This is a genomic window from Microcoleus sp., assembly GCF_049646505.1.
Lineage (GTDB): Bacteria > Cyanobacteriota > Cyanobacteriia > Cyanobacteriales > Microcoleaceae > Microcoleus.
Map to the genome: position 1 here is coordinate 1 of NZ_JBARVX010000124.1, position 25,604 is coordinate 25,604.

General features: G+C 46.2%; 13 protein-coding genes. 5 read left to right on the forward strand and 8 right to left on the reverse strand.

Translation table 11 applies throughout. The features are described 5' to 3' along the window. Both WBA89_RS07205 and WBA89_RS07210 read left to right on the forward strand, forming a co-directional pair. A partial coding sequence (locus WBA89_RS07205) for a sensor histidine kinase (RefSeq protein WP_424405132.1) occupies window positions 1-1,278 on the forward strand: 1,278 nt, incomplete at its 5' end. A gap of 441 nt (window positions 1,279-1,719) precedes the next feature. After that, window positions 1,720-4,929 carry an EAL domain-containing protein gene (locus tag WBA89_RS07210; RefSeq protein ID WP_424405134.1) on the forward strand — a complete coding sequence of 1,070 codons (3,210 nt, stop codon included), beginning with the start codon at window positions 1,720-1,722 and terminating at the stop codon, window positions 4,927-4,929. Window positions 4,930-5,106: 177 nt separating this feature from the next. Here WBA89_RS07210 and WBA89_RS07215 read toward each other — a convergent pair whose 3' ends face one another. The 7 genes from WBA89_RS07215 to WBA89_RS07245 form a co-directional block, all read right to left on the reverse strand. Further along, on the reverse strand, window positions 5,107-6,219 hold the full coding sequence (locus WBA89_RS07215; RefSeq protein ID WP_424405136.1) for a hybrid sensor histidine kinase/response regulator: 1,113 nt from the start codon (window positions 6,217-6,219) through the stop codon (window positions 5,107-5,109). A 4-nt stretch (window positions 6,220-6,223) separates the two neighbouring features. Continuing rightward, complete coding sequence (locus tag WBA89_RS07220) at window positions 6,224-9,934, reverse strand: PAS domain S-box protein (RefSeq protein WP_424405138.1); 3,711 nt, start codon at window positions 9,932-9,934, stop codon at window positions 6,224-6,226. Between the two features lie 385 nt (window positions 9,935-10,319). Next, on the reverse strand, window positions 10,320-13,118 hold the full coding sequence (locus WBA89_RS07225; RefSeq protein WP_424405140.1) for an adenylate/guanylate cyclase domain-containing protein: 2,799 nt from the start codon (window positions 13,116-13,118) through the stop codon (window positions 10,320-10,322). A gap of 214 nt (window positions 13,119-13,332) precedes the next feature. Next, the gene (locus tag WBA89_RS07230) at window positions 13,333-14,874 is read right to left on the reverse strand and encodes a PAS domain-containing sensor histidine kinase (RefSeq protein WP_424405142.1); all 1,542 of its coding nucleotides are present in this window, start codon (window positions 14,872-14,874) and stop codon (window positions 13,333-13,335) included. Further along, a complete protein-coding gene (locus WBA89_RS07235; RefSeq protein ID WP_424405144.1) occupies window positions 14,871-15,407 on the reverse strand; it encodes a Rab family GTPase in 537 nt (178 codons plus the stop codon). Before WBA89_RS07235 ends, WBA89_RS07230 begins: the two co-directional genes overlap by 4 nt. Before the next feature lie 2 nt (window positions 15,408-15,409). Then, complete coding sequence (locus tag WBA89_RS07240) at window positions 15,410-18,358, reverse strand: OmpA family protein (RefSeq protein ID WP_424405146.1); 2,949 nt, start codon at window positions 18,356-18,358, stop codon at window positions 15,410-15,412. Window positions 18,359-18,364: 6 nt separating this feature from the next. Next, complete coding sequence (locus WBA89_RS07245; RefSeq protein WP_424405148.1) at window positions 18,365-18,973, reverse strand: hypothetical protein; 609 nt, start codon at window positions 18,971-18,973, stop codon at window positions 18,365-18,367. Between the two features lie 1,197 nt (window positions 18,974-20,170). Here WBA89_RS07245 and alaS point away from each other — a divergent pair. Beyond that, window positions 20,171-22,912: an alanine--tRNA ligase gene (gene alaS / locus WBA89_RS07250; protein ID WP_424405150.1), complete on the forward strand. Its 2,742-nt coding sequence runs from the start codon at window positions 20,171-20,173 to the stop codon at window positions 22,910-22,912. 324 nt (window positions 22,913-23,236) lie between these two features. On the opposite strand, the gene tsaD is transcribed toward alaS, so the two are convergent. Beyond that, a complete protein-coding gene (gene tsaD / locus WBA89_RS07255) occupies window positions 23,237-24,310 on the reverse strand; it encodes a tRNA (adenosine(37)-N6)-threonylcarbamoyltransferase complex transferase subunit TsaD (RefSeq protein ID WP_424405152.1) in 1,074 nt (357 codons plus the stop codon). A gap of 342 nt (window positions 24,311-24,652) precedes the next feature. On the opposite strand from tsaD, the gene WBA89_RS07260 reads away from it, so the two are divergent. Together WBA89_RS07260 and psaJ are read left to right on the forward strand one after the other, a co-directional pair. Next, window positions 24,653-25,141 carry a Photosystem I reaction center subunit III gene (locus WBA89_RS07260; protein ID WP_424405154.1) on the forward strand — a complete coding sequence of 163 codons (489 nt, stop codon included), beginning with the start codon at window positions 24,653-24,655 and terminating at the stop codon, window positions 25,139-25,141. A 116-nt stretch (window positions 25,142-25,257) separates the two neighbouring features. Then, entirely contained in the window at window positions 25,258-25,386 is a 129-nt protein-coding gene (gene psaJ, locus WBA89_RS07265) for a photosystem I reaction center subunit IX (protein WP_193971956.1), read from the forward strand. The last annotated feature ends 218 nt before the right edge of the window (window positions 25,387-25,604 follow it).

The following is a 25,604-nucleotide window of genomic DNA, read 5'->3' on the forward strand; positions in this document are numbered from 1 at the left end:
AAAGTTAGAGATGGGCGAATTATCGACACGACTTGGGCAAATGTTCGCCTCTCCGACGGCAGGTTGATCGGTATCGGTCAAGATATCAGCGACCGCAAGCGAGCCGAAGCGGAACTCAAACAGCTCAACGAAACTTTAGAAGCTCAAGTCGCCCAGCGTACCGCCGAATTAGAGACTTTTTTTGATTCTTTACCCGATCGCATTTTTGTTGTAGAACGCGAAAATATGCGCCAGCCTTTTGTCAACAAATCAGTTGCCGAAATTGCTGGATTCAACAGCAGAACAGAGATGCAGGGAAAAACTATTTTTGAATGTTTTCCCACCGAAATCGCTGAACAATTTTGCTGCGAAAATTTGCACGTATTTGAAACTGGCGAAACTCTGCATTACCAGGAAAAGTTTTTGATATCCGGTGAGATCGCCTATTACGACACTTTGAAAATTCCCTTGAGAAATATCGAGGGCGAGGTTTATGCTTTAATTGGCACTTCTCGCGACATCACTGAGTTGATAAAGACGAAACAAGCTTTGTCGGAACGCACGGAGCAATTAGAGGCTGCCAATCAAGAATTAGAATCTTTTGGGTACTCGGTTTCTCACGACTTGCGCGCTCCTTTGCGGCATATTTCAGGTTTTGTTAATGCTTTGAAACAGCGGTTAGAATCCACTGAGGTTTTGAACGATCCTAAAATTGTTCACTACATTGAAATAATTGATGACAGCAGCAAAAAAATGAGCTTGTTGATTGACGGTTTGCTGGCTCTTTCGCGGGTGGGGCGCACCGAGTTAATCCAAGTTCCGATCGATCTTCCCCGTTTGGTGCAAACTGCGATTAAATTGAGCCAATCCCGAACTGTAGCAGAGCAGCCCGAAACTCCCGACAGCAAAGTTGAATTTACCGTCGGAAATTTGCCGGGGGTGATGGGAGATCCCACCTTGCTGCAACAGGTGTTCAGCAATTTGATCGACAACGCTGTCAAGTTCAGTCGCGGACGCACTCCGGCTATAATAGTGATTGATGCTTTACCTGACGGAACTATTTTTGTCAAGGATAACGGGGTAGGTTTTTCGATGGAATATGCCGATCGGCTGTTTGGAGCCTTTCAGCGGCTGCACTCGCAGAGAGAATTTGAAGGTACTGGCATAGGTTTGGCGATCGTCCAGCGGATTGTTCACCGCCACGGCGGCACGATTTGGGTTCAAAGCGTACCCAGTCAAGGAGCCACGTTTTACTTTAAACTAGGGCCGACAATCTCAAACGCTAATCTAGATTCCTGAGCGATCGGGATATAACCTTTCTTTTCTCTCGTATGAGGTACTATCCGGCATAGGGTATAGGGCATAGGGCATAGGGCATAGGGCATAGGGCATAGGGCATATCTCAGCACGCGATCGAACCGCTATAGTAGTTTTTAATTCAGAATTGAAAACTATCATGCAGTTTAATAAGTCGCAGTCGGTTCGGCAATCCCTCAGTGGCAGGTGCGAAATCAAGGTTTTGAGAATAGATAATAAATCGTCCCAAAAATAACTTAAAATTTTAGAAAGCTAAAGGAAAGTAAATTTTAGAAATGACATATAGCAGTCCTTGCAGGAGTCGTATTTTTTTTTACCCCACCCCAACCCTCCCTTATTAAGGGGAGGAAGTAAGAAATTCACAAATGATTTAGGATTGCTATATAGCCAAAAAAACACCATTTAAAGATCCCCATAAACTGTATGTTAAATAGAAACTCGACCGATTCTTTACTGAAAATGGTAGCCGAATCAACATTGAAGTTGTTGATTGTAGAAGACATGGCAGAAGATATAGAATTAATAGAAGTAGCCTTAGAAGCAGGGGGAGTGAATTTTAATTTCGACACAGCAGAAACAGCAACAGACTGCAGACAAATGCTCCAAAATAGCAAGTACGATGCTGTGCTGTCAGATTACCGCCTTCCGGGCTTCAACGGTTTAGAAGTGTTGAAGTTAATGCAGGAATTGGGGCAAAACATACCATTTATTTTAGTAACGGGAAGTTTGGGAGAAGAAGCAGCAGTTGAGTGCATCAAAGCCGGCATGACCGATTATGTATTAAAAGGGCGGCTGTTTAGGTTGCCCACAGTATTAGAACGATCGCTCCAAGAATACAAAATGCGCCGCCAGCAGCAAGAGGCGATCGCCCAAATTCAGCGGCAAGCGACTCGCGAGGCGATCGTCAACCGCATCGTTCAAGCCATGCGCTTCACCCTCGTACTTGACGAAGTGCTCCAAACCACCGCAGATCAACTGCACGAAGCACTCGAAACCAGCGGCTGCGCCATTTTGCAGCCAAATGCCGAAGGCCGGATCGTAGTTCGCTACATCAGCAAAGCCGCTGACAGAGAATGGCTGCTGGGGCTAAATTGTCCATTTTCCCAGCACTACCAAACCTCTCTGGCGGCCGGAGAAACCGTCGTCCTCGACGAGTTATCGAGTCTGTGTGGAGAACTGCAATCGCTATCAACGTTGATAGATTTTCGCGCCGTCACGATCGCACCGCTGCTTTACAATCAGTCATTTTTGGGAGGAATTAGCCTCTACCAGTGCGATCGCGCCCGTTGTTGGAGCGCCGAAGAACTATCGCTAGTCAAAGCCATCGCCGATCAGTGCGCGATCGCGATCCACCAAGCCGAACTCTACCAAACGGCCCAAACCGAACTCGCAGAACGCAAGCGCGCCGAAGCAGAAGTCCGCGGCATCCAGCAGCAGCTAGCCACAATGGCAGCCAACATTCCCGGCTCAGTCTACCGCGTCGCGCTGCATCCAGACGGCAAGATGTCCGTGCCCTACATCAGTCCCGGAGTGCGCGAACTGACCGGCTTCGATCGTGCAGAAGTAATGGCGCGCCCGCAACTGTTGACCGAAATCATTCATCCAGACGACAAAACCTTGTTTGACAGCAGCGTAACAGCATGGAGTGGCAATCTAGAGCAATGCGATCGCCAGTACCGGATTGTATTGAATTCCGGCGAAACCAAGTGGGTGCAAGACAGCGCCCGATTTTCCACAAACAAAAACGGCGACGTAGTTATAGACGGAGTAGCCCTCGACATCAGCGGACGCAAACAAGCCGAATTCGCCCTGCGGCAAAGCGAACAGCGATTTCGATCGCTGATTGAAAACGCTACAGACATCACGATCATTCTTGACGGCGAGGGCATCTTTCGCTACATCAGCCCTTCGGTGAAGCGAATTTTAGGATACGCGCCCCATAAGGCGATCGGGCGCAGCGCCCTAGGGACAGTTCACCCAGACGACTGCGCCGCGATCGCCCAAACCCTCCACAAAGCCCTTGAAAACCCCAAAAGAAGCCAGTCCCCAGTTGAGTACCGAGTCCGCCACCGCAACGGTTCTTGGTGTTATGTAGAAGCTGTAGCTACCAACTTGCTGCACGATCCGGCAGTCCAGGGAATCGTGATCAACTGTCACGATATCACTGGGCGCAAACTCGCCGAAGAACAACTGCTGCACGACGCTTTTCATGATGCCCTCACCGGATTGCCCAACCGATCGCTGTTTATCGATCGGCTAGAACACTCTGTGAGGCTGGCACAACGGCGCACAGACTACTTGTTTGCCGTGCTGTTTCTCGATTTAGACCGATTTAAAGTAGTCAACGATTCCCTCGGCCACGCGATCGGCGATCTACTGCTAGTGGCGATCGCCCGCCGCCTAGAAGCTTGTCTCAGGCCCGGAGATACTGTCGCCCGCCTCGGAGGAGACGAATTCGTGCTTTTGCTGGAAGATATCGACGGCATCAATGAAGCTAGTAGCATTGTCCGCCGCCTGCAACAGCAAATCACTTCCCCCATCCTGCTAGAGGGACACGAAATATTTATCACCGCCAGCATCGGCATTGCTTTGAGTTCTGACGAATACCTGGAACCGACAAACCTGCTGCGCGATGCCGACACCGCCATGTACCGCGCCAAACAACTCGGCAGAGCCCGACACGAAGTTTTCAACAGTTCCATGCACGCCCACGCTTTGCGGCTGTTGCAGCTAGAAAATGACTTGCGGCGGGCGATCGAATCAATTAGAGACCAGGCCGTAGAACAAGAATGTAATCCATGCGCGCGATCGGGCTTAGCTCCATTATCCGCAGCCTCCCAGTTTATCATTCACTATCAGCCGATCGTCAGCATCGCCAATAACACAATTACCGGTTTTGAGGCTTTAATACGCTGGCAGCATCCAGAACGAGGCTTAATTTCCCCAGTTGAATTTATTCCGATCGCCGAAGAAACCGGATTGATCGTAGCCCTCGGCCGCTGGGTGCTGCGAACAGCTTGCCAGCAAATCCGCCAGTGGCAGCAACTATTTCAAAACAACCCGCCCTTAAGCGTCAACGTCAACCTTTCAGTCAAACAGTTTTCTCAGCCAGATTTAATCGAATACATCGATCTAGTTCTCGAAGAAAGTCACCTCGACGGCTGCAGTTTAAAACTAGAAATTACCGAAAGCGTACTCATAGAAAATTCCGACTCAGTAACAGCAATGCTGGTGCAGCTTAGAGCCAGAAACATACACCTTTGCATCGACGACTTCGGCACCGGCTATTCATCCCTGTCCTACCTGCACCGCTTCCCCACCAATACCTTAAAAATAGACCGCTCTTTTGTCAGCCGAATGGGAGGCGACTTCGACCAGGGCAAAGGAGGCATTGACCCCACAGAGATTGTAAGGTCGATCGTCACCTTATCGCACAATTTGGGCATGGATGTGGTAGCCGAAGGAGTCGAACAAGCCTCGCAGCTATCTATACTCAAAGGATTAAAATGCGAGTTCGCCCAAGGATTCTTTTTCTCAAAGCCAGTAGACTCTCAAACAGCAGCAACCCTGATCCGACAGCAAACCGAAAATCAGAATTTACCGACATTGAGTTTGTTAGAAAAAGGCAATTAAAAAAAAAGCATTTGCCCGCGCAGTCAACAGTCAACAGTCAACAGTCAGTAGGGGCGGTGCCCCCGTGCCCGCCCTCTTAACAATCAACAATCAACAGTCAACAGTCAACAATCAACAGTCAACAGTCAACAGTCAACAGTCAACAATCACCTGACGGTGCAACCGTAATTGATATAACTACTGACTAAAAAAAGGCAGGGCGACAATAAATGTAGTACCTTTACCGATCGCACTTTCCACACTTATTGTACCGCCGTGCAGGTCAACTATGTGTTTGACAATGCAGAGTCCCAAACCAGAGCCTTTAATTTTACCTACATTCTCGCCCCGCTCAAACTGCTGAAATAGTTTTCCTTCATATTCCGCTGTCATCCCAATTCCTTCATCTCGAACGCAAAATATTATTTGCTGGTTTTCGCAGATTAATTCTAAACTAATATTGCCGCCTTCGGGAGAATATTTAATAGCATTTGAAAGCAAATTAGTCAAGAGGTGGTGCAGCAATTTTGCATCGAGATTAGCGTGCAGCGGTTCTGTTTTAGCAGCGAAAGTTAGGAGGTGTTTGTCCGTGAGGATCGGTTGCAGTTCTTCTAAAATAGAGGCACAGAAATCAGTCACATTTAACTCATTTAAACTCAATGAAAGTTTGCCTGATTCTGCTTTGCTGAGCATTAAAATATCCTCCAGCAATCCACTCATATTGCTGACTGCTTTTTTAATGCGATCGATATTTTTATTTGTCGTTCCTGGCAAGCTCATGAAATTGCAATCTTCCAGCATTTCAGCCGATAGCTGTATGGTAGTTAAAGGAGTGTTTAAATCGTGGTATGCCATTGAAACAAATCGCGATCTGTTGTCGCTTTTTGCGGCAGCTAGTGCCAGAAGTGTTTGCATATTAACTGCTTCTTGATGTTTGCTCAGCGCGATCTCGATCGTGGCGTGCAGTTCTCTTTCTTTAAACGGTTTGAGCAGGTAGCCGTAAGAACCAGTGTTTTTAGCTCGCTGCAAAGTGTCGTCGTCTGCATAAGCAGTTGTATAGATAATTGGGATGTCTAATTCTTGATTAATTATTGCTGCTGTTTCTATGCCGTCAATTTCGCCTTTGATGACTATATCCATTAAAATTAAATCTGGTTTTATTTCGCCGGCGCGCTGGATGGCATCAGCTCCACAAGAAACGATATCGGCGATTTGATATCCCAATTTCTCTAATTTTACAGATAAACTTTTAGCGATCAATAATTCGTCTTCTACTATCAAAATATTAGTTGGTTGAAAATGAACATCCATAATTCTAAAACCTTTGAACGTAATTTAATTCGTTAAATTTTAAATGAAACGCTGTGCCGCTTTGTCTTGATAGTTCGATGGTTCCTTCTAACTGTTCGGTTAAAGTACAAACAACTTGAAAGCCCATCGAGTTAGTTTTCCGAAAATCTAAATTTTGAGGAAAGCCCGTGCCGTTGTCCTTGACGAAGAGGTGAATTTGCCGATCGCCCGTTTGATAGCATTCTACACTAACTGTACCGCTCGTACCATCAGGAAAAGCGTGTTTCAGGGTATTTGAAACCAATTCATTAGCAATTAAGCCGCAGGGAGTAGCAGTCTCAAGATTTAGGGAAAGCGGTTCAGCTATTACCTGCAACTGAATGCGGTTGTCGCTAACGTTGTAAGAGTGAAACAAGTTAGTTACCAAATCTTCGAGATATTCGCCAAAATTAATTTGCGCCAGGTTGGTAGATTTGTACAGTTTCTCGTGAATCAGAGCCATAGAGTACAGGCGGTTCTGACTTTCTTCAAACACTTTAGCTAATTGCGCGTCGGCAACGGTGTTAGATTGCAACTCTAGCAAGCTGGCAACTACGCAGAGGTTGTTTTTGACGCGGTGGTGAATTTCTTTGAGCAAAATCTCTTTCTCTTTGAGGGAGTTTTTCAAATTTGCTTCCGCTTGTTTGCGATCGCTCAGTTCAGCTTCCAGTTGCTGGTAGAGTAGAGATTGCTGAATGGCGATCGCCAATTGATTGATCAACTGATGAAATAAATTGATTTCCCATTCTTGCCAATCCCTGGGCCCGTCGCACTGGTGTGCGATCAGCAATCCCCAAAGTTTGTCGTGCTGAATAATAGGCACGACTAACTTTGCCTTAACTTCAATTTCTTTCATAAACTCCAGCATACAAGGTGTAATGGAGGGGTTATCTAGTTCGGAGATCGCACAAATTCGCCCTTGCAAATAAAGCTGATAGCTTTCGGCAGGAAAAACCTCTTCGCCAAAATATCTATCCATCAATGGACTGCATCCTTCTGCCACCGCTTCGGCAATGACTCGGCCGCCTTCGAGCAAGATTTGATAAACCAAAACTCGATCGGCTAACAATACTTGCTGGAGTTCGGCAACCGTGGTGTTGAGAATTTCCTCTAATTGCAAAGACTGGCGGACGCGGCGGGCGATCGCCTCCACCAGCCGTTCTTGCTCGAACTGCTGCCTCAGAGCGATTTCGGCGTGTTTAGAATTGCTGATATCGGCAGCGTAACCGATGATTTCGAGCGGTTTTTCCCTGCTATCTACCAATAGTTTGAGTTCCGTCCGCAGCCAGCGGTAAACTCCGTCTGGGTGCATAAATCTGTACTCAAAAATACAATTTTCCGCAGGGGACAAATCAGCAAAATTTAGTATAAATTGCGTGCTGTCTTCAGGGTGAATGCGACTAGACCAAAATTGAGAATCTGCTAACAGCTTTTGGGGGTCGTAGCCAAAAATAGCTTTCACATTGTCGCTAATATAAGTAGTAGCGAAATCTCCTCTCGGTTCCAGAGTAAAAATTACCGCCGGATTGAAGGCTAGCAAAAATTGTAACCGTTCTTTTAACTGCTGCAATTCTATTTCTGCCCGCTTGCGATCGCTGATATCTTCGATCGCCGCCATGCTGTAGAGAGGAAAGCCCTCGCTGTCGCAAATCAGCGTCACCGTCAAGTTAGCCCACATCAGCTCGCCATTCTTCTTAATCAAGCGTTTTTCTATCCCGAATCGAGAAATTTTGCCCTCGATTAACTGCTTGACTTGCTCTAAATCTGCTTCTACATCTTCTGGATGCGTGAGTTCAATAAAAGTCATGTTCGCCAACTCCGCATCGCTGTAGCCCAACATCTGCCGGTGAGCTTCATTGACTTGGATCGTCCGGTAGTCGCGCAAGCTTGCCAAACCGATCGCGATCGGCGCATCATCAAATAAGTTGCGAAACTTTTCCTCGCTCTTTTGCAGTGCAGCTTCTGTGTTTTTCCGAGCAGTAATGTCTCGGGCAACCCACATCACCCGATCGGCATCCAGGGGCGAAATACTCGCATCAAACCAGAATAACTTGCCCTCAATTTCCATGCTGTATTCAACTCTGTGGGTTTGCCCAGATACCAAGGTTTGGCGAATGTGGTCGAGGGCAAAATTAGCTTCCGCTTCTGAGAAGATTTCCGCGATGGTTTTGCCCACCACTTCAGCAGTCGGTTTGTACAGCAGTTGGGGGGCGGTGGGGGCGACTTTGAGGTAGCGGCCGCTGCTGTCAAAAACCATCACAATATCCGTCATGGCATTAAACAGCGCCAGCAGTTCGGCTTCGGAGTTTTGCAGTTTTTCTGCAGTCAATTTGCGATCGGTAATGTCGGTGTCAGTCCCGATCAGCCGGCAGGCTTTGCCCTCGGGCGATCGAACAGCAGTCCCGCGGGCAAGCATCCAGCAGGTGCTACCGTCTTTGCACAGCATCCGGTGTTCGACTTCAAAAATTTCTGTCACACCCTCTAGATAAGCATTTACTGCTGCCCCGACGGCAACTCGATCGTCGGGATGAACCGAAGATCCCCAATGTTCCATGCAGTTGGGAATCTCTGCGTCTTGATAGCCCAACAAAGCTTTTAAAGACGGATCAACGTAGATTTCGTCGGTTTCCAAATTCCAGTCCCAAACCCCCACTTTGCCCGCGGATACTGCCAGTTCGTAAAATTTAGTCCGCTGCTGGATTCGCAGTTCTAACTCTGCATTGAGTTGTTGCAAAGCGATTTCTGCTTGTTTGCGATCCGTGACATCTCGGCCCACAGCTTGGTACTCGACAATTTGTCCGCTATCGTCAAAGATAGCCCGATCGATCCAATGCTGAGTGCGAATTTCTCCCTTCGGCGAAATTACCCGCTGTTCGGAACTAAAAACAGGCTTTTCGAGAGACAGTAAATTATATTGCTCCCTAAAAGATTCTCGGTCTTCCTCTAAAATCAGCGACATAAAGCTGTTACCCAGCAAGTCTTCTGGTTGCACGTCAAAATAGCGGCAGCAAGCTTGATTGACAAATGTGATTTTGCCGTCGGGGAGGTAGCGACAAATCAGTTCCGTTTGGTCTTCCACAATCGCCCGGTAGCGGGCTTCGCTCTCTGTCAGGGCTGTTTCGGCATTTTGGCGATCGATCGCTTGTTTTGCGATTTTTGACTGGTTTTCTAAGAGTTCGCACTGTTTTTGCTGAAGTTTTACAACTTCTTGCTGCAACATTGTGACGAGGCGGTAAATTTCTGGGCGAATCCTGGCTTCGGTGACTGAGCCTACGGGCTGACCTTGTTCGTCTACAATTGGCAAGCAATCGATCGAGTGTTGACAAAATAGCTTATATGCGGTAAGAATATCGGTAAATTCTGATTCTTTTAAAACTATTAAATTCTCGGTCATGGCATCGGCGACTTTCATTTCTTGCCATCGGGATTCTGCGGCTAGGTTGAGCACATCACCGGGGCTTAGCAGTCCGACTAGCTGATTTCGATCGACAACTAAGAGGCAACTAATCGATGTTTTTACCGCTGCGTTTGAGTCTGGCTGTGAATTCGGCAGCCGACAAGGGTTTTTCGCACGCATCAGGGCGATCGCCTCTGGGAGGGAAGTTGAGGGCGCAACTGTCACTGGCGGGCGATCGACAAATTCTAAGGGCGATCGTAAATTTCTCAACAAATTAGCAAATTCCATCAGCCTAGACATCAAAAGTATTGTTAACTAACTTTAGCAACACTTTTAGTCATCAGCCCAGATGACTAATGACTAACGATCTCAAATCCTCTCTTCATCGGAATAGTAAATTAACAGTTGACTGTTAACTGTCAACTGTTAACTGTCAACTGTTAACTGTTAACTGTTAACTGTTAACTGTTAACTGTCAACTGTTAACTGTTAACATCATTCCGATGCAACCGGAAACGATATGACTAATAACTAATAACTAATGACTAATGACTAATAACTAATGACTAATAACTAATGACTAATGACTAATAACTAATAACTAATAACTAATAACTAATAACTAATAACTAATGACTAATGACTAATGACTAATGACTAATGACTAATGACTAATGACTAATGACTAATGACTATTTTTTTTTAGACCAACGAGCAAATAAGTTTTCATTCGCCCTTTTCCCTTAACATCAATAATGCCCCGCTCCTGAAACAAATATTTATGTTCCAATAACTCATAAGTAGTTTCGCTGACTTGAATCCGCCAAGACAAACCGTGAGATTCCATCCGAGAAGCAATATTTACCGTGTCGCCCCACAAATCATAAATAAACTTTTTGATGCCAATTACTCCTGCAACAACTGGGCCGCTGTGGATGCCGACGCGGATGCTAAAATACTTCCGATTCCGAACATTAAACCGAGCTATTTCTGTTTGCATATCTAGGGCCATTTGGGCGATCGCATCAGCGTGGTCTGCCCGGGGATTGGGCAGCCCTCCCGCCACCATGTATGCGTCGCCGATGGTCTTGATTTTCTCTAAGCCGTGCCGTTCGCACAAAAGGTCGAATCTTGAGAAAATTTGATTGAGGAGTTCCACAAGCTCGATCGGATTCATGTGAGCAGACAAAGGTGTAAACCCCACAATATCTGCAAACAAAACAGTCACTGCTGGAAAATATTCAGCAATAGTAGTTTCATTTTCTTTCAGGCGTTCTACTATTGCCTTCGGCAAAATGTTTAACAGCAGCTTTTCTGATTTTGCTTGTTCATCCTGCAGGGCATCTTCAGCTTGCTTGCGTTCCGTAATATCGTGGTAACTCCAAACTCTGCCGATAATCTTGTCTCCCAGCCGCTGCGGTTCAGAATATCGTTCAAAAAATCTGCCATCTTGAAATTCCAGCAAATCGAAACTTTCGGCTTCTGGCTGCTCGTAAAGCGATTCTATTCTGTCTCGAAATCCTTGGGGATCTTTGAGTTGGTTCAGCACAAAAGCGATCGTGGCGGCATCGTCTCGCAGCGCCATCACTTCATTAGGTATCCCCCATATTTCCACAAATTCTCGATTGAAACTGACTATTTTTCCGTTCCTGTCAATAGCTAAAATACCGTCAGCAGTAGAATCAAACGTTGCTTGCAGCAAAGACACAGATTTTGCCAAAGCATCTTCCGCCATTTTGCGATCGGTAATATCTCGCAAAATAGCGCGAATCGCTATTAGCGAACCTTCCGCAAATTTACAGCTTATGCTGCCTTCCAGCAAAATTTGTTCGGAAGATTTCGTAATAAATATTACTTCGATCGAATCGGGATAAAATGTATGCTCGTTAAAATCTTTTTTAGTAATAGCTTGATATAATATATCCAGAGACTCAGAGGAACTGTTCGGATGAATGATATCAAAAACAGTCATTTGAGCAATTTCTGCATCGCTGTAGCCCAGAGTTTCCCGCCAAGCCCGATTTACATACAAAAAATGACCGTCGGCTCCAATACTTTGAATTAAGTCAGTAGCATTTTCAAATAAATCTCGCAGTTGTTCTTCGCTTTCCCGCAAAGCTATTTCGGCTTGCTTGCGCTTGATAAATTGACCGATTTGACTGCCGATTGTAACCATTGTCTGGAGCAATTCTTCATCAAAGCTCCGCACTTCACAGCTAAATAAAGTCATCACCCCCAACACAGAGTTTTCCGAATTTTCCTGCTCGCAGTCGCCCAAGATTGGGAAGGCAAAAGCTCCGTGCAATCCTTCAGCAGCAGCGATTTCTCGGCGCAGAAAACAGTCGCTTTCTGTGACATCTGCAATCCACTCAGGAGAACCGCTGGCCCAAACAATACCGGGCAATCCTTCGCCTAACCCACAGGTCATTTGTTCGCCAAATTCGGCAAATTTGGGAATAGAAACTGAGCCTTTTGTCCAACTGGCCGCGCACCTGAGCAAATTTGGGTCGGAAACCGCAGTTATTCTCTTACTTCCTGACAGCATTTTTTCCCCAGCTTCTGGCATCCAAAGTTCGGCGGTATCCCATTCCAAGGTGTCGCAAATTACGGGTAAAATTGCTGTTAAAGCTTTTTTGATTGTTTCGGATGCAGACAGGATGCGAGTGGTAACGTACTGAGCTGCTTTTCGCTTGCGGGCCCGCTCTCTATCTGTAATATCGCGGCCGATGTACACGAAATCTTGGAGGGCGGCTGTTGTTTCAGACATCCCCTGAATTTCACTCGGAATCGCCGTACAAGAAAAGGCAACTGTGAACTTTTCTCCGGTTTTTGCCGTGCAAACTACTTCGACATTGGTTGGAGAGGATTGAGGCTGCTGTTGGCTGACTGATTGCAAAGATTCACCATCAGCAGCAAGAGCGTTTATCTGCTTTCCTACTAATTCTGATTCGCTGTAACCGAACAAATCTTGAGTCGCTTGATTGATTTTTTTGATTTTTCCCGATGCAGTTGTCACTAACAAAACTTCAGCAATTGAAGTAATAATTTTTTCAACATAATTATTAGTAGCGGCTAAGGTACTCAATAAAATATTCATTTCATTGGTAGCTTGGACTAGAGTTTGTTCTAAACCCATCCTGTCGGTTACGTCTTCAAAAAATATAATTAATCTTTGATAACTATCGTCATTGCTGAATTCGACGATATACATATCAAAATAAAGCCGCGAGCCATTTTCTAATACCCGAGTTATCGCTTTAAATTCAAAGTTTGGCAACCGCCCTTCAAAAATATCGATTAAAATTTCTTCAGTTCCTATCAATTCTGGAAAGGGATTGCGGACATCGTTGCCGGCCGTTACTTCCTCGGGAAAGTCGGCGAAGCGCTGCACTTGGAGAGATGTTTCTTGGATTAAAAAGTCTCTATCCAGTGCTAGGTACTCCAGGTGATGGGGAACCAACAGTTTTTTTAACAAGGTTTTCATGTTGGATTTTTAGTAGTGAACGCGCCCTCTGTTCCTGATAGTTATCAATCAGTCGATTTGACTTTTGAGATTTGAGATTTACTTTATAGATGAATCTGGGAGCTAGCTTAGGGTATAAAATTTTTGGTTCGATTTTTGCTCGCGTCGGGGGCTGCCGTTTTTGGGCGCGGTTATTCCTAATTCTCAAATCCCCAATCCGAAAATCGTATTACTTCTATTTGCCAAATGGGATTGTGACTATAAAGGTAGTGCCTAACCCTGTCTCGCTGGAAAATTCGATTTGACCTCCGTGCAAGTCTACACACTGCTTGACTATGGATAAACCCAGTCCTGTACCGGGTATTTTTCCGACATTTTGGGCTCGGTAATACGATTCAAATAGTTGTGCTTGGTCTTCTATCGGAATGCCAATGCCTGCGTCTTTAATTTTAAAGGTAGCTTTTTCATTATCACAGTTTAATTGAAAATAAATATTGCTGTCGATCGGCGAATATTTGACAGCATTTGAAAGTAAATTTGTCAAGATGTGCCGCAGCAATTTTGCGTCGAGTGTTCGCCAGTGTTGTGTTTTCTCCGATTCGCGATCGGCTTTTTTGGACGCAGGTAACTTTCGATAAAGAAAGTTAATGGCATGATTTTTTCCGTAACTAATTTTAACTGATTCTACTAACTCGGTGCAAAATTTTTGCAACTCAACTGGTGCGGGATTGAATTGGAGTTTTCCGGATTCGGCGCTGCTGAGCAACCGCACGTCATCTAATAGCTGAGCCATGTGTTTAGACGCTGATTTGACGTGTTCGAGATATTCTTTTTTTTCCTCGTGGGTGATTTCGTCGCCGTATTCTTTGAGGATTTGAGTAGCAAATAATACGGTATTTAAAGGATTGCCGAACTCGTGAGCGAGCATTGAGAAAAAACGAGATTTTACTTGTCTGAGTTCTTGCTCTTTTGCCAAAGAAATGCGAATTTCTAGTTCTTCTTGCTTGCGTTCTGTGACATCTCTACCGATATAGACAAAATCGTAAAGTCCCTCTAATTCTGTCTGAATTGCCGAACAGGAAAATTCTACCCAAATTTCTTCTCCGGCTTTTGTAGTGCAGATTACTTCCAGTTCTCTGAGGAACTCTTTTTGAGACAAAATATAGCGGTGGCGAGCTTGGTAAAGCAAGGTTTCTTCGACTACTATTTTGGAGAGCGGGTGGTCGATCAATTCGGGTTCGCTGTACCCAAATAGCCATTGTGCCGATTGATTGACTGTTTTGATAATTCCTAATGTTGTTGTCACCAACAAAGCATCGCCCATCGAGCTAATAACTTTATCTATATAATCTTTAGAAGCGGCTAAGGCGCTCGCCAACAGATTGGCTTCATTGGCTCTCTGAATCAAGGATTGTTTCATCACCATTTTTTCGGTGGCGTCTTCAATCAAGATCAGCAAATTACTTGCCGTATCTTGTTCGTTTTCATGTTCTACAGCCAACATATCGAAGTATAAAGGGCGGTTGTTGTCGGCAAACCGAGCGATACCTTTGAGTTCAAAACTCGGCCGCCGTCCTATCAATATCGACATCAGGATATTTTCAATGCCAACCAGTTCGGGAAAACTGATGCGAGCATCTGCACCGGGGAGCGCGTCGCCTGGGGTATCGGCATAATGCTGCACTTCGGCGGAGGTTTCCTGAATGATGAAATTGTGGTTTACTACAAAATATTCTGTTTGTCGCGTGCCCAAGAGCTTTCTAAACAGGGGGTTCATGCTTGTTCTACCATTGTGTAAGCGAGTTTGTGGAAAATTTCGTCAACGTCTTTTCCTGTTTTAGCAGATGTGGTGTAAACTGCTATTACTTTGTCTTTGCCGATCGCATGGGAAATTTCTACTAGCAGTGCCAATTTTTCTTCGTCTATCAAGTCTACTTTGTTCAAAGCGACGATAATCGATCCTTTGGGATTAATTGAAGAAAAAAGCTTAATGTGTTCGGAGATTCGCTCAACTGTTTCGGTGCGGCTGACATCGGCAACGATTAAAACGCCGCTAGCTCCCTGCAAGTAAGTCGGTGCGATTCCTTTGAATTTTGTATGCCCTTCTAAGTCCCAAATTAGCAACTGTGCAGTGACGTTTTCTCGCTCTTTGATGCCTTCCAATTCTAGGCTTTTGCGGGAAATTTTGACTCCGACAGTGGAGAGGTACTCGTCGCTGAATTGCCGATCGACAAAACGGCGGATCAGGCTGGTTTTCCCTACACCAAAATCGCCGATCATGCACATTTTTTTAGATATAGTAACTGACATAATTATTTGCTGTTTATGCTTTTAGTTATTGGTTCAAATACCACGCACCTGCTTAAAAGTAGCGGCTGATTGGGTTCTACGCCGTCGGGAGGAATTGAGCTGGCAACTGCTTGGAGGCGATCGCGATCGGCACCTTGCCGCACCAAAGCATCTCGCACTGCAGCAGCACGCCGGAGCGACAGCCGTTGATTTGTGGCAACTTCGCCAGTTCCATCGCTGTGCCCAATTATCTTAATATGTTTTTGAGGATATCGATCCATGAATTTTTTGACACTGGCGATGATTTCTGCGGATGTTGAGTCTAATTTTGCCGTTCCTGGGTCAAAGTAGATGCGGCTTGATATCTGGAGCGGGTCTAGTTTAACAGTGCTGACGACGGACTGAACGCCGGGAATTTGTTTTAGGGACTGAGCAATTTTTTGTGAGTCTGCAGCGTCGGTGATTGTGCCCTCTACTGTAACTTTGCGATCGCCATAGCGACTAGAAATAGAAACGCCCTGTATCTGGTTCAAAACAGCGGTAATCCGCTGCACTTCTCCCGCTGTCAAAACTGGGTCGGGAGGTACATCTACAGCGATAATTTGATTGTCTAATTTCAGATTTGGTACAGTTGATGCAGCTATTTTTTCGGCTTTTGCCCGCAATTCTGGATTTGGCAATTTTCCGGTTAATTTGAGAGTGTTGCCCTCAACGTCGGCGTTTAAGCGGTAAACTGCTAATTCTGGGGTCGATGCTAAAGCTAAAGCGACATTTGCTACCACGGGGCGGTCGATGCTGCGGCGGTACTGATACATTCCCCAAGGTATTAAGATTAAGCTGAGGGCGAGTAAACTGAGCCCGGCTAGGGCGATCGGGGGTTTTGTGGATTTTTCCTTGTCCAGCGGGTCGAATAAAGTTTTGATAAACGGGTGCAGCGAATCGGGTATAGTATCGGGGTCGCCGTTAAATTCGTGAATTAATTTAGCGTAATTAAGGATGAGATTGCTAAGTGTTTTCCGCAGCTTGCTGATGAACGAGTCTGGCGGTTCTCCTTTAATTACGACTGCGATGTAGCAGTATCCCGCTACTTCTAGCAAAATTTTTGAGTCGCCGTATTCAATTTGATTGAGTTCGGAAACTTCTCCCGGCACAACGATGCACTCGTTCACAAAGCTGCGAATAGCTGTGAGCATTCCTGCTACCATTTCCGATTCTAACTGGTAACTTTCGGAGTTTTGAACTTCGGAAATTATCAAGCCTGATGCTTTGTGAATTAAGAATACTGCTTGGATGGTAAAGGGTACTGATTCTTGGAGGATTAATTCGGCTTCGGAGACTCCTTGTACTTTGGAGCGAATTTTGCGCTTCACTCCTTCTACGCTCATGGCATTTGACACTTTTTCATTGATTGTCTTGATTGCTTCTGCCATGTATCTGGAAATAGTGTTGCCAATTACTGGATAGAGGGCATCCACCATTGCGTCTCGTTCGAGTTCTATTTGGGCTGTAATCGCTTTGCCCATTTCCGGGGCGAGGGCTTGGGCGATCGACTCTTGGTCGAGGCGAATTTGCTCTTTAATTGCCATGCCCATTTCTGGGGCGATCGCCTTAGCAATTTCTTGTGGCGAATTTTTTATTTGTTCAGCAAGGGCGTCTGGGAGCAATTCAGCGATCGCCGAACTCATTGCGGGCCTGTTTTCTAGCGTTTTTGCCCTAATTACTTCATCAATAATTGGCCCGATCGCGTTCACAACTTCTTCTCTGGAATCGGTAATTTTGCGGCTGAGAATTTCGGCGATCCAAGGCAGCATCAGGGCGATCAGTTCTTGGGGATCGTAGATTTGGTGTTCGAGTTTTCCTAATTTATCGTCGATGGTTATCATCAGTTGGCGCACACCGGGCAAGTCGTTTTGCGCCAGGAGATTTTTCACTTGCTCGATATCCGACATTTGCGAGCCAAAAATCAGACTTTGCAGCCTTTCCATCGCGCTGTCGGCTTCATTTAAGTCTTGTTTAATTTCGCCTAATATTTCCGATCGCTGCGATATCGGTGTCGGCTGTTCTGGCAACTCTGACATCAATGGCAGCGAAGCAACCACCGCATCTAGATATATTTTTTCTGAAGGGGCGGGAATTGTGGGAACTGCGGCATTTGGATTAGTTGCTGCGGGTGATTCTAGAGTTGGGCGATCGGACAAATCCTCTAAAGCGGTGTCTAAATCCTGGGATTTTTCCGCCTGTACGCAGTGAGGAGAATCTGAAATTGTCAAGTCAGGCGATTCGCTCTCAAACTCCGAAACATCTGCGGAAATATCTATAGTTTTCGCCGAGGAATAGTTTCTTTCCAGTTCAGAACTGTTGAGTTTGTGAGTAGGGAACAGCCAACTTTTCGACTCGCCTGCAACGGCCGGAGAATTTGTAGATATGGGTTCGCCAGAGGCAGTTTTGTGCTGGACGCTCGCTGCAATTTCCTCTTGCTCTCGCTCAGAAATACCTAACAAATCCATCAACCCGCCGAGGGCTCCAGCTCGATCGTTTTCGCTGTTGCTGTGACTTTCGGAATCGGGATTTTGCGGCGCTGCAATTTCCTCTTGCTCTTGCCGAGAAATACCTGACAAATCCATCAACCCGCCGGTAGCTGCCGCTCGATCGTTCTTGCTGTTGCTGTCAGCTTCGGATTGGGGAGATTGAGCGTTTGACGGGGCAGTTGTGGTAATTTCCTCTGCTTCTGCTGAGGAAATACCTAACAAACCCATCAACCCGCCGGGGGCCCCAGCTCGATCGTTCTTGCTGTTGCTGTCGCTTTCTGGCTCAGCATTCTGCTGGTTTGAAGCAGCAAAAATTTTGAGATCGACTAACAGATTCAGCAAGGGTTCTAGCTGGGTTGCTGCCTCGGCAGCGGACTCGTCAGGTTGAGAAACAAAACCCTCTAGCTGATTTTCACCTGCTGGATTTTCTTTCGGTAAAGCCATGCGTTATTATCCGTGGTGGTGGCGCTCCGGCAACAAAAATTCGTTATTTAACTTGTTGTCAGTAACGCCTTTTAGTTCCGGGACAAATTCTGTTCCTTTGAGCCTCATGCCGAGTTCAAACAGAATTTCTGCCATGTCGTCTCTAGAAACTTTAACATCTCTGAGCATGGAAAACCGACGGTCGAGTTCTTCAAAAACCTGTGTTTTCAGAGTGCGGGTTTCTTCGGAGAGTCGCTCTCTGGTTTGGGAGAGTTCGTCGCGAATCGAACTGGTTTGATTGTCGATTGCTTCGTCGAGGGATTCTATGCTGCTGGAGAATTTCCGGTTAACGCGATCGATTTGCTGCCGGAGGTCGGCGCTTTCTTCTTGCGTGTTTGAGGTGAGCGATTTAACTTTCTTTTCTAAGGAATCAACAGCCACCTTAATTTCTGCAGACAGAACAGCTTTTATCTGTTCGAGGCGAGTTTGCACATCTTGCTGCATCATTGACAGCTCAGAATCTATTTTATCGAAGCGATTGTCGTATTCTCTAAGCTGCGCCCCGAAAATTATATCTCGAATCTGGTCGATATTTCCCAGCCGTTCGCGCATTTCTTCTTTAGTTATTTCGGCCATGCTTGTACCTCGAATCTCCCGATATTGTGAGTTTTAGAACTGGGTTGAATTTTTTGTTAAATTGCGCCTGTCGAGCATTTTAAGTAGGCTCAAAAGACTTGCTAGGGGCTGTTTCTGCGGTGATTTACCGCAACAGTTGGCTGCACTACTTTTTTTGAGTTGGCGGAACTCTATCGCTTGAAACTCTCACCCCTGCGTCGGGGAGGGGATTTTTTAGAGTTTTGACTCCTTTATATCCTGAGATTCAAATTTTTTGGGGCGGGTTCTGCAATCCAAAATGGCGGTTTGCCATTCTTGCTTTGCAGCAAGCTCCTCAAGCTTAGAGTTTCCTGCTATACAGGGGTAGGTTTTAATGTCTTGTCTTGACTTTTCAATGATATCGCATCTTTGAGAGCGCCTAATGCCAGGGCATCTAGGTCACGGCAAAAAAAGGGGCGGCCGCGATCGCGCCGGTGCAATAGTCTATAATATCCTGTCTTGTCGATTCACAACGATCAAATTGGTTTGTAGTGCGGACTTTAGTCCGTTCCTGGTTGCGGACTAAAGTCCGCACTACAAACCCCGTCTCCCTCTCAAAAAGCGTAGGGCCCGATCGACAGCGATCGGACCCAATAATATGAGAGCTTTGTTTTTTCTAACAAACGGGATGTGTTTCCGGTAAAGAACGATTACTTACTAGGGTTGACAATTTGTGCAACTTTACTTTTAATCCGCAAGCACAATAAGTCTGACTCGACTGCGGTTTGGCTTAACTGCGCGATCGCTAGTTTTGCCACTATTCCAAGTTGTGTTCGGTTAATTTCGGCTGCGCTGGGGAATCTAGACCGGAGACACCATGCCTATATCCTTGAAATTTGCTTCTAAATATAGCGACCTCCTGTTTCTTTCTGTCCCGGTGTCTATTGTTAAGTTAGCACGAGCTTTCGGAGCAGTAAAGCACTATTTGCAAAACTTGATAGGTCTTTACATTACTAAGTATAATGATATTAATATCCACATAGATGTAAGTTCTATTGCAATACGGTTCAGCCAAGCCCGATCCCCCCTAACCCCCCTTAAGAAGGGGGGAACAAGAAAGCTCTCAAAGTCCCCCTTCTTAAGGGGGATTTAGGGGGATCTCCGGGCAATAAACACTGTTAACTGAACTGTATTGAGTTCTCTTGTTGCTACATCTTCACATACTTAAGTGCTTTTCTCATGTCTATTTCTCCTAAATGTCTCAGTGGTAGCGAAATCCGCCAAACATTCCTCGACTTTTATGCCCACCGGGGACATAAAATTTTGCCCAGCGCTTCTTTGGTACCGGAAGATCCGACAGTGTTGCTGACGATCGCCGGAATGCTACAATTCAAGCCAATATTTCTCGGTCAGCGCACCGCCGAATCACCGCGCGCCACGACTTCTCAAAAGTGCATCCGCACCAACGACATCGAAAACGTAGGCCGCACCGCCCGCCACCACACGTTTTTTGAAATGTTGGGTAACTTTAGTTTTGGGGATTATTTCAAGAAACAGGCGATCGCCTGGGCTTGGGAACTTTCCACGGAAGTTTTCGGTTTACCTGCATCCAATTTAGTTGTTAGCGTTTTCCGCGAAGATGACGAAGCCTTTGCGATTTGGCGCGATGAAATTGGCATTCCGGGCGATCGAATTCAACGCATGGGAGAAGCAGACAATTTCTGGCAATCTGGCCCCACAGGCCCCTGCGGCCCTTGTTCCGAGATTTACTACGATTTTCATCCAGAAAGAGGCGACAATATCGATCTCGAAGATGATAGCAGGTTTATCGAATTTTACAACCTGGTTTTCATGCAGTACAATAAAGATGCAGAGGGGAATTTAACACCGCTGCAAAATCAAAATATTGATACTGGGATGGGACTGGAACGGATGGCGCAAATCCTCCAGAAAGTCCCTAACAATTACGAAACAGATTTGATTTTTCCGATCGTCCAATCGGCGGCGGAAATTGCCGGAATTGATTACCACAATAGCGATGAAAAAGTCAAGGTTTCGCTGAAAGTAATTGGCGACCACATTCGGGCTGTGGTGCACATGATTGCGGACGAAATTCGCGCGTCGAATGTGGGGCGCGGTTACATTTTGCGGCGGTTGATTCGCCGGGTGGTGCGCCACGGGCGGCTGATTGGAATTCAGGGCGAATTTACGGTGCGGGTGGCCGAAAGTGCGATCGCCCTTTCGGAAGCAGCGTATCCCAACGTGCGATCGCGCGAAGCTCAAATTAAGGCAGAATTAGCCAGGGAAGAAGCCCAGTTTCTCAAGACTTTGGAACGGGGAGAGAAGCTGCTGGAGGAAATTATCAAAAAAGCTCTTGTGGAACAGGCATCTTGCCTGTTGCTTTCTCAGGGCGGGCAAGATGCCCGCCCCACAGTAGAGATTTCTGGGTCTGGGGGCGGGCAAGATGCCCGCCCCACAGTAGAGATTTCTGGTCAAGATGCCTTCACCCTTTACGATACCTACGGTTTCCCCTTAGAACTGACACAAGAAATTGCTGAAGAACAGGGAATCACTGTCGATTTGGACGGCTTTGAAGTCGCGATGAAGGAACAGCAAACTCGCGCTAAAGAAGCTCATCAAACTATCGATTTAACAGTGCAGGGTTCCTTAGACACATTGGCAGAAACCATCCAGAAAACAGAGTTTGTCGGTTATGCTGAATTATCTAGTTTAGCTGAAGTTACAGTTATCTTAGTTGACGGTCAACCTGTGGAATCAGCAGAGGCGGGAACCGAGGTACAAATTGTGTTGAACCAAACGCCGTTTTATGCTGAATCCGGCGGACAAATTGGCGATCGAGGTTATTTGAAAAGCGGAGAAAATGGTGATGGTTTGTTGGTGAGAGTTGATGACGTGAAGAAAGAATCGGATTTCTTCGTGCATTTCGGATTGGTGGAACGGGGAACATTGAAACTAAGCGATAAAATTACTGCCAAAATTGACAACAGCAGCCGCCGCCGAATTCAGGCCAACCACACAGCAACTCACTTATTACAGTCAGCTTTACGGCAAATTGTAGACGGTTCGATTTCCCAAGCTGGTTCCCTGGTATCAGCGGAAAGATTGCGGTTTGATTTCAATTCTCCCCGCGCTGTCACCGCAGAAGAGTTGCAAAAAATTGAGGATTTAATTAATAGTTGGATTGCTGAAGCCCACGCTGCGGAAGTTGCGGAAATGCCGATCGCCCAAGCGAGGGAAAAAGGCGCTACAGCCATGTTTGGCGAGAAGTACGGCGACGTGGTGCGGGTAATCGACTTTCCCGGCGTTTCGATGGAATTGTGCGGCGGAACTCACGTCAGCAATACCGCAGAAATCGGGCTGTTTAAGATTGTTTCGGAGGCTGGGGTTGCGGCTGGTACTCGCCGGATTGAGGCGGTTTCGGGCCAGGCTGTTTTGGACTATTTGAATGTGCGAGACAAGGTTGTGCGCGATTTGGGCGATCGATTTAAGGCGAAGCCTGAAGAATTGCCAAATCGGATTACTAATTTGCAGAATGAGTTGAAGGATACTCAGAAACAGTTGGCTGCTGTGAAGTCGGAATTGGCGATCGCCAAATCCGACCAGTTACTAAATGCGGCTGAGGATCTCGGTGATTTCAAAATCATTGTAGCTCAATTGGGTGATGTGGATACAGAAGCGCTGAAAACTGCGGCGGAAAGATTGCAGCAAAAGTTAGGAAATGCTGCGGTAGTTTTGGCCTCAATTCCTGAACCGGATAAGGTAAGTTTGGTGGCAGCTTTTAGTCCAGAAGTCAATAAGAAAGGATTGCAAGCTGGCAAGTTTATCGGGGGAATTGCTCAACTTTGCGGCGGTAAAGGCGGCGGGCGGCCCAATTTGGCGCAAGCTGGGGGACGCGATGTTAGTAAGTTGCCGGAAGCGTTGGAAAGTGCTCGCAGTTTGTTAGTTGAAGGGTTGGGGTAATTCATCCCCGCGCCGAGCACAGAAACCGGGTTTTTTTCGACAATCATCGCCCAACACCCGAAAACTCCCAAAAACCCGGTTTCTTCTTCCCCGCGCCAAACCCAGAAACGGGGTTTTTTCGACAATCATTTGTATCGTCCCGGTACTCTTGATACCACCGAATCTGTTATTACTTTCTTACCGCGATTTTTGGAGTTTAGGTGGCGGGAAAGTGATTCCACAATGACTGAACTGTGGGACATTTAAATTGTATGTTCAGGGCGGGCCCGACACCCCACTCATTGTTTTATTGTTTTTTACATAAAATTTAAATGCCGCAACAGCTTAATGATTGCTGTACAATTGCATAACATCGCTGACAGCCATCCGCGAATTTGCTCCTAAATTCAGCGGTGATGTGTGTCCTCGCTGCAAGTGTTCTGCCGCGGCACAGCCGATCATTGCTGCGTTGTCCGTACAATATTTTAATGGCGGAAACAATACTCGCAAGTTGTGTTTGGTTGCTGCTGTTTGTAAGTGTTTTCGCAGTCCGCTGTTTGCTGCAACTCCGCCGCCTACTACAATAGTGCTGAGCCCGAAATCTAGCGCGCAGCCGATCGCTCTTTTTGTTAAACTCTTAGCTACTGTTTCCTGAAAACTCGCCGCAATATCATTAATTGTAGAAGCAGCTAAAATGCCTTCGCCACCGGTATTAATATCTTGTTTTTTGAGTTTCTGCACTAATTGCAAAACTGCTGTTTTCAAGCCGCTAAAACTGCTGTCGTAGGGATGGTAGCCACCACCGGGCATCGAAATTCTGCCTTCGGGGAGGGGGTATGCTTGGGGATTGCCAAGGGCTGCCAATTTGTCAATTACCGGCCCGCCTGGATATCCTAGCTGCAACAATCTCGCGACTTTATCAAAAGCTTCACCGGCCGCATCGTCGCGTGTTTGTCCTACTGTTTCGTAAACGCCGCAATCTTTGACGCAAATCAAGCTGGTGTGTCCCCCGGAAACTAACAAGCACAAAAATGGCGGCTGCAAGTCGGGTTCGGTAAGGTAAGAAGCGTAGATGTGTCCTTCGAGGTGGTGGACACCTAAAAAAGGTTTTTGGTGGACTATTGCTAAGGTTTTGGCTGCTGTGAGCCCGACTAACAATGCACCTACTAAACCGGGGGCACAAGTGGCTGCAATGCCGTCAATTTCTGACCAACTCAGGTTTGCTTCACTCAAACACTGGGCAATTACCTGATTTAGCATTTCCAGGTGACTGCGCGAAGCCACTTCGGGGACTACCCCACCATACTGCTGGTGGATTTTAATTTGTGATGCTACAACATTGCTGCAAATTTGACGATTCTTAACAATTGCTGCTGCTGTTTCGTCACAACTTGTTTCGATCGCGAAAATGGTTGCCATTAACTGGTAATTTTATTTGATAGGTTAGCTATTGCTAGCTTAACTAATTCGGCGCAACTCCCCGGCTATACTTGTACTCAGGTTGTAGTTCGCGGGAGCATCTGCCTGTCCTTTGGACAGATGCGCGCGATCGAGAATGTGATGCAAGCTGTGGAATATCCTTGCGGTATTGCTAGCTCGCACGCTGACTGATAAAATGCGAATCCCTGATTGTATTGGGTTTTCCCGCATCAATGATGGAGATTTTACACTCTCAGCAAGTGCGGTAATTTAGATTCGCGATCGGCAAGTTGAAATGCTTGTAAAAAAACTTATTGTTTTGTAACAAAAGGAAACAATTTCATGCGACGATTGTTTGCTGCAATTTTAGTGGTTAGTCTGTGGTTCAGTTTTGCTCCAGTTGCTTCGGCTTACAATTTAGTGCCGTGCAAAGACTCTCCCGCATTCCAAGAACTTGCTAAAAATGCACGTTCGACAAATGGCGACCCAGCATCTGCGAAAGCGCGATTCGAGCGCTATTCTGCTGAAATGTGCGGCCCGGAAGGATACCCGCACTTAATCGTAGACGGCAATTTGAGTTTCGCTGGCGACTTTTTGATTCCCAGCGCTCTGTTCTTGTATATTGCTGGTTGGATTGGTTGGGTGGGCCGCGCTTACTTGCAAGCAGCCAAAAAATCATCAACTCCAGAGGAAAAAGAGATTATTATCGACGTTCCTTTGGCAGTTAGCTGTATGCTGAGCGGCGTTTTGTGGCCTCTGGCTGCTCTCAAAGAAATCACCAGCGGTGAAATGTTTGCCAAAGACGACGAAATTACTGTTTCCCCCCGCTAAAATTGGGAAATGGATCGGCGCTAATAGCTAGTAGTTAACCAATTGCACTGCAAATTAGCGCAATTAGCGGTAGACCGACAATTACCACCTGTCTCAAATTTTCAGGAGCAGAATTCATGCAATATTTTGTCAAGTTTCTTTCGACAGCACCAGTATTGGCCATCCTCTGGATCTCAATTCAAGCTGCGGGTTTGATTGAATTTAACCGATTTTTCCCAGACTTGCTTTTCCATCCGCTACCGTAAGATTTGAGCGAAATTAAATCGCCAAACCTAGGGGAAAATAGTTGAGAGTTTTGAGTTTTGAGTGATGAATTAAAGTTTAATTGAAAACTCAAAAATCAAAACTCTCAAACTCTATAGACTTTCTCAGTAACATGAGGTGAGCATAGGGAATAGGGAATAGGGAATAGGGAATAGGGCATAGGGAATAGGGCATGGGGCATGGGGCATGGGGCATGGGG

Coding starts and splice junctions, on each gene's coding strand:
- WBA89_RS07210 (WP_424405134.1), top strand. CDS start 1,720: ATGTTAAATAGAAACTCGACCGATTCTTTACTGAAAATGGTAGCCGAA.
- WBA89_RS07215 (WP_424405136.1), bottom strand. CDS start 6,219: ATGGATGTTCATTTTCAACCAACTAATATTTTGATAGTAGAAGACGAA.
- WBA89_RS07220 (WP_424405138.1), bottom strand. CDS start 9,934: ATGTCTAGGCTGATGGAATTTGCTAATTTGTTGAGAAATTTACGATCG.
- WBA89_RS07225 (WP_424405140.1), bottom strand. CDS start 13,118: ATGAAAACCTTGTTAAAAAAACTGTTGGTTCCCCATCACCTGGAGTAC.
- WBA89_RS07230 (WP_424405142.1), bottom strand. CDS start 14,874: ATGAACCCCCTGTTTAGAAAGCTCTTGGGCACGCGACAAACAGAATAT.
- WBA89_RS07235 (WP_424405144.1), bottom strand. CDS start 15,407: ATGTCAGTTACTATATCTAAAAAAATGTGCATGATCGGCGATTTTGGT.
- WBA89_RS07240 (WP_424405146.1), bottom strand. CDS start 18,358: ATGGCTTTACCGAAAGAAAATCCAGCAGGTGAAAATCAGCTAGAGGGT.
- WBA89_RS07245 (WP_424405148.1), bottom strand. CDS start 18,973: ATGGCCGAAATAACTAAAGAAGAAATGCGCGAACGGCTGGGAAATATC.
- alaS (WP_424405150.1), top strand. CDS start 20,171: ATGTCTATTTCTCCTAAATGTCTCAGTGGTAGCGAAATCCGCCAAACA.
- tsaD (WP_424405152.1), bottom strand. CDS start 24,310: ATGGCAACCATTTTCGCGATCGAAACAAGTTGTGACGAAACAGCAGCA.
- WBA89_RS07260 (WP_424405154.1), top strand. CDS start 24,653: ATGCGACGATTGTTTGCTGCAATTTTAGTGGTTAGTCTGTGGTTCAGT.
- psaJ (WP_193971956.1), top strand. CDS start 25,258: ATGCAATATTTTGTCAAGTTTCTTTCGACAGCACCAGTATTGGCCATC.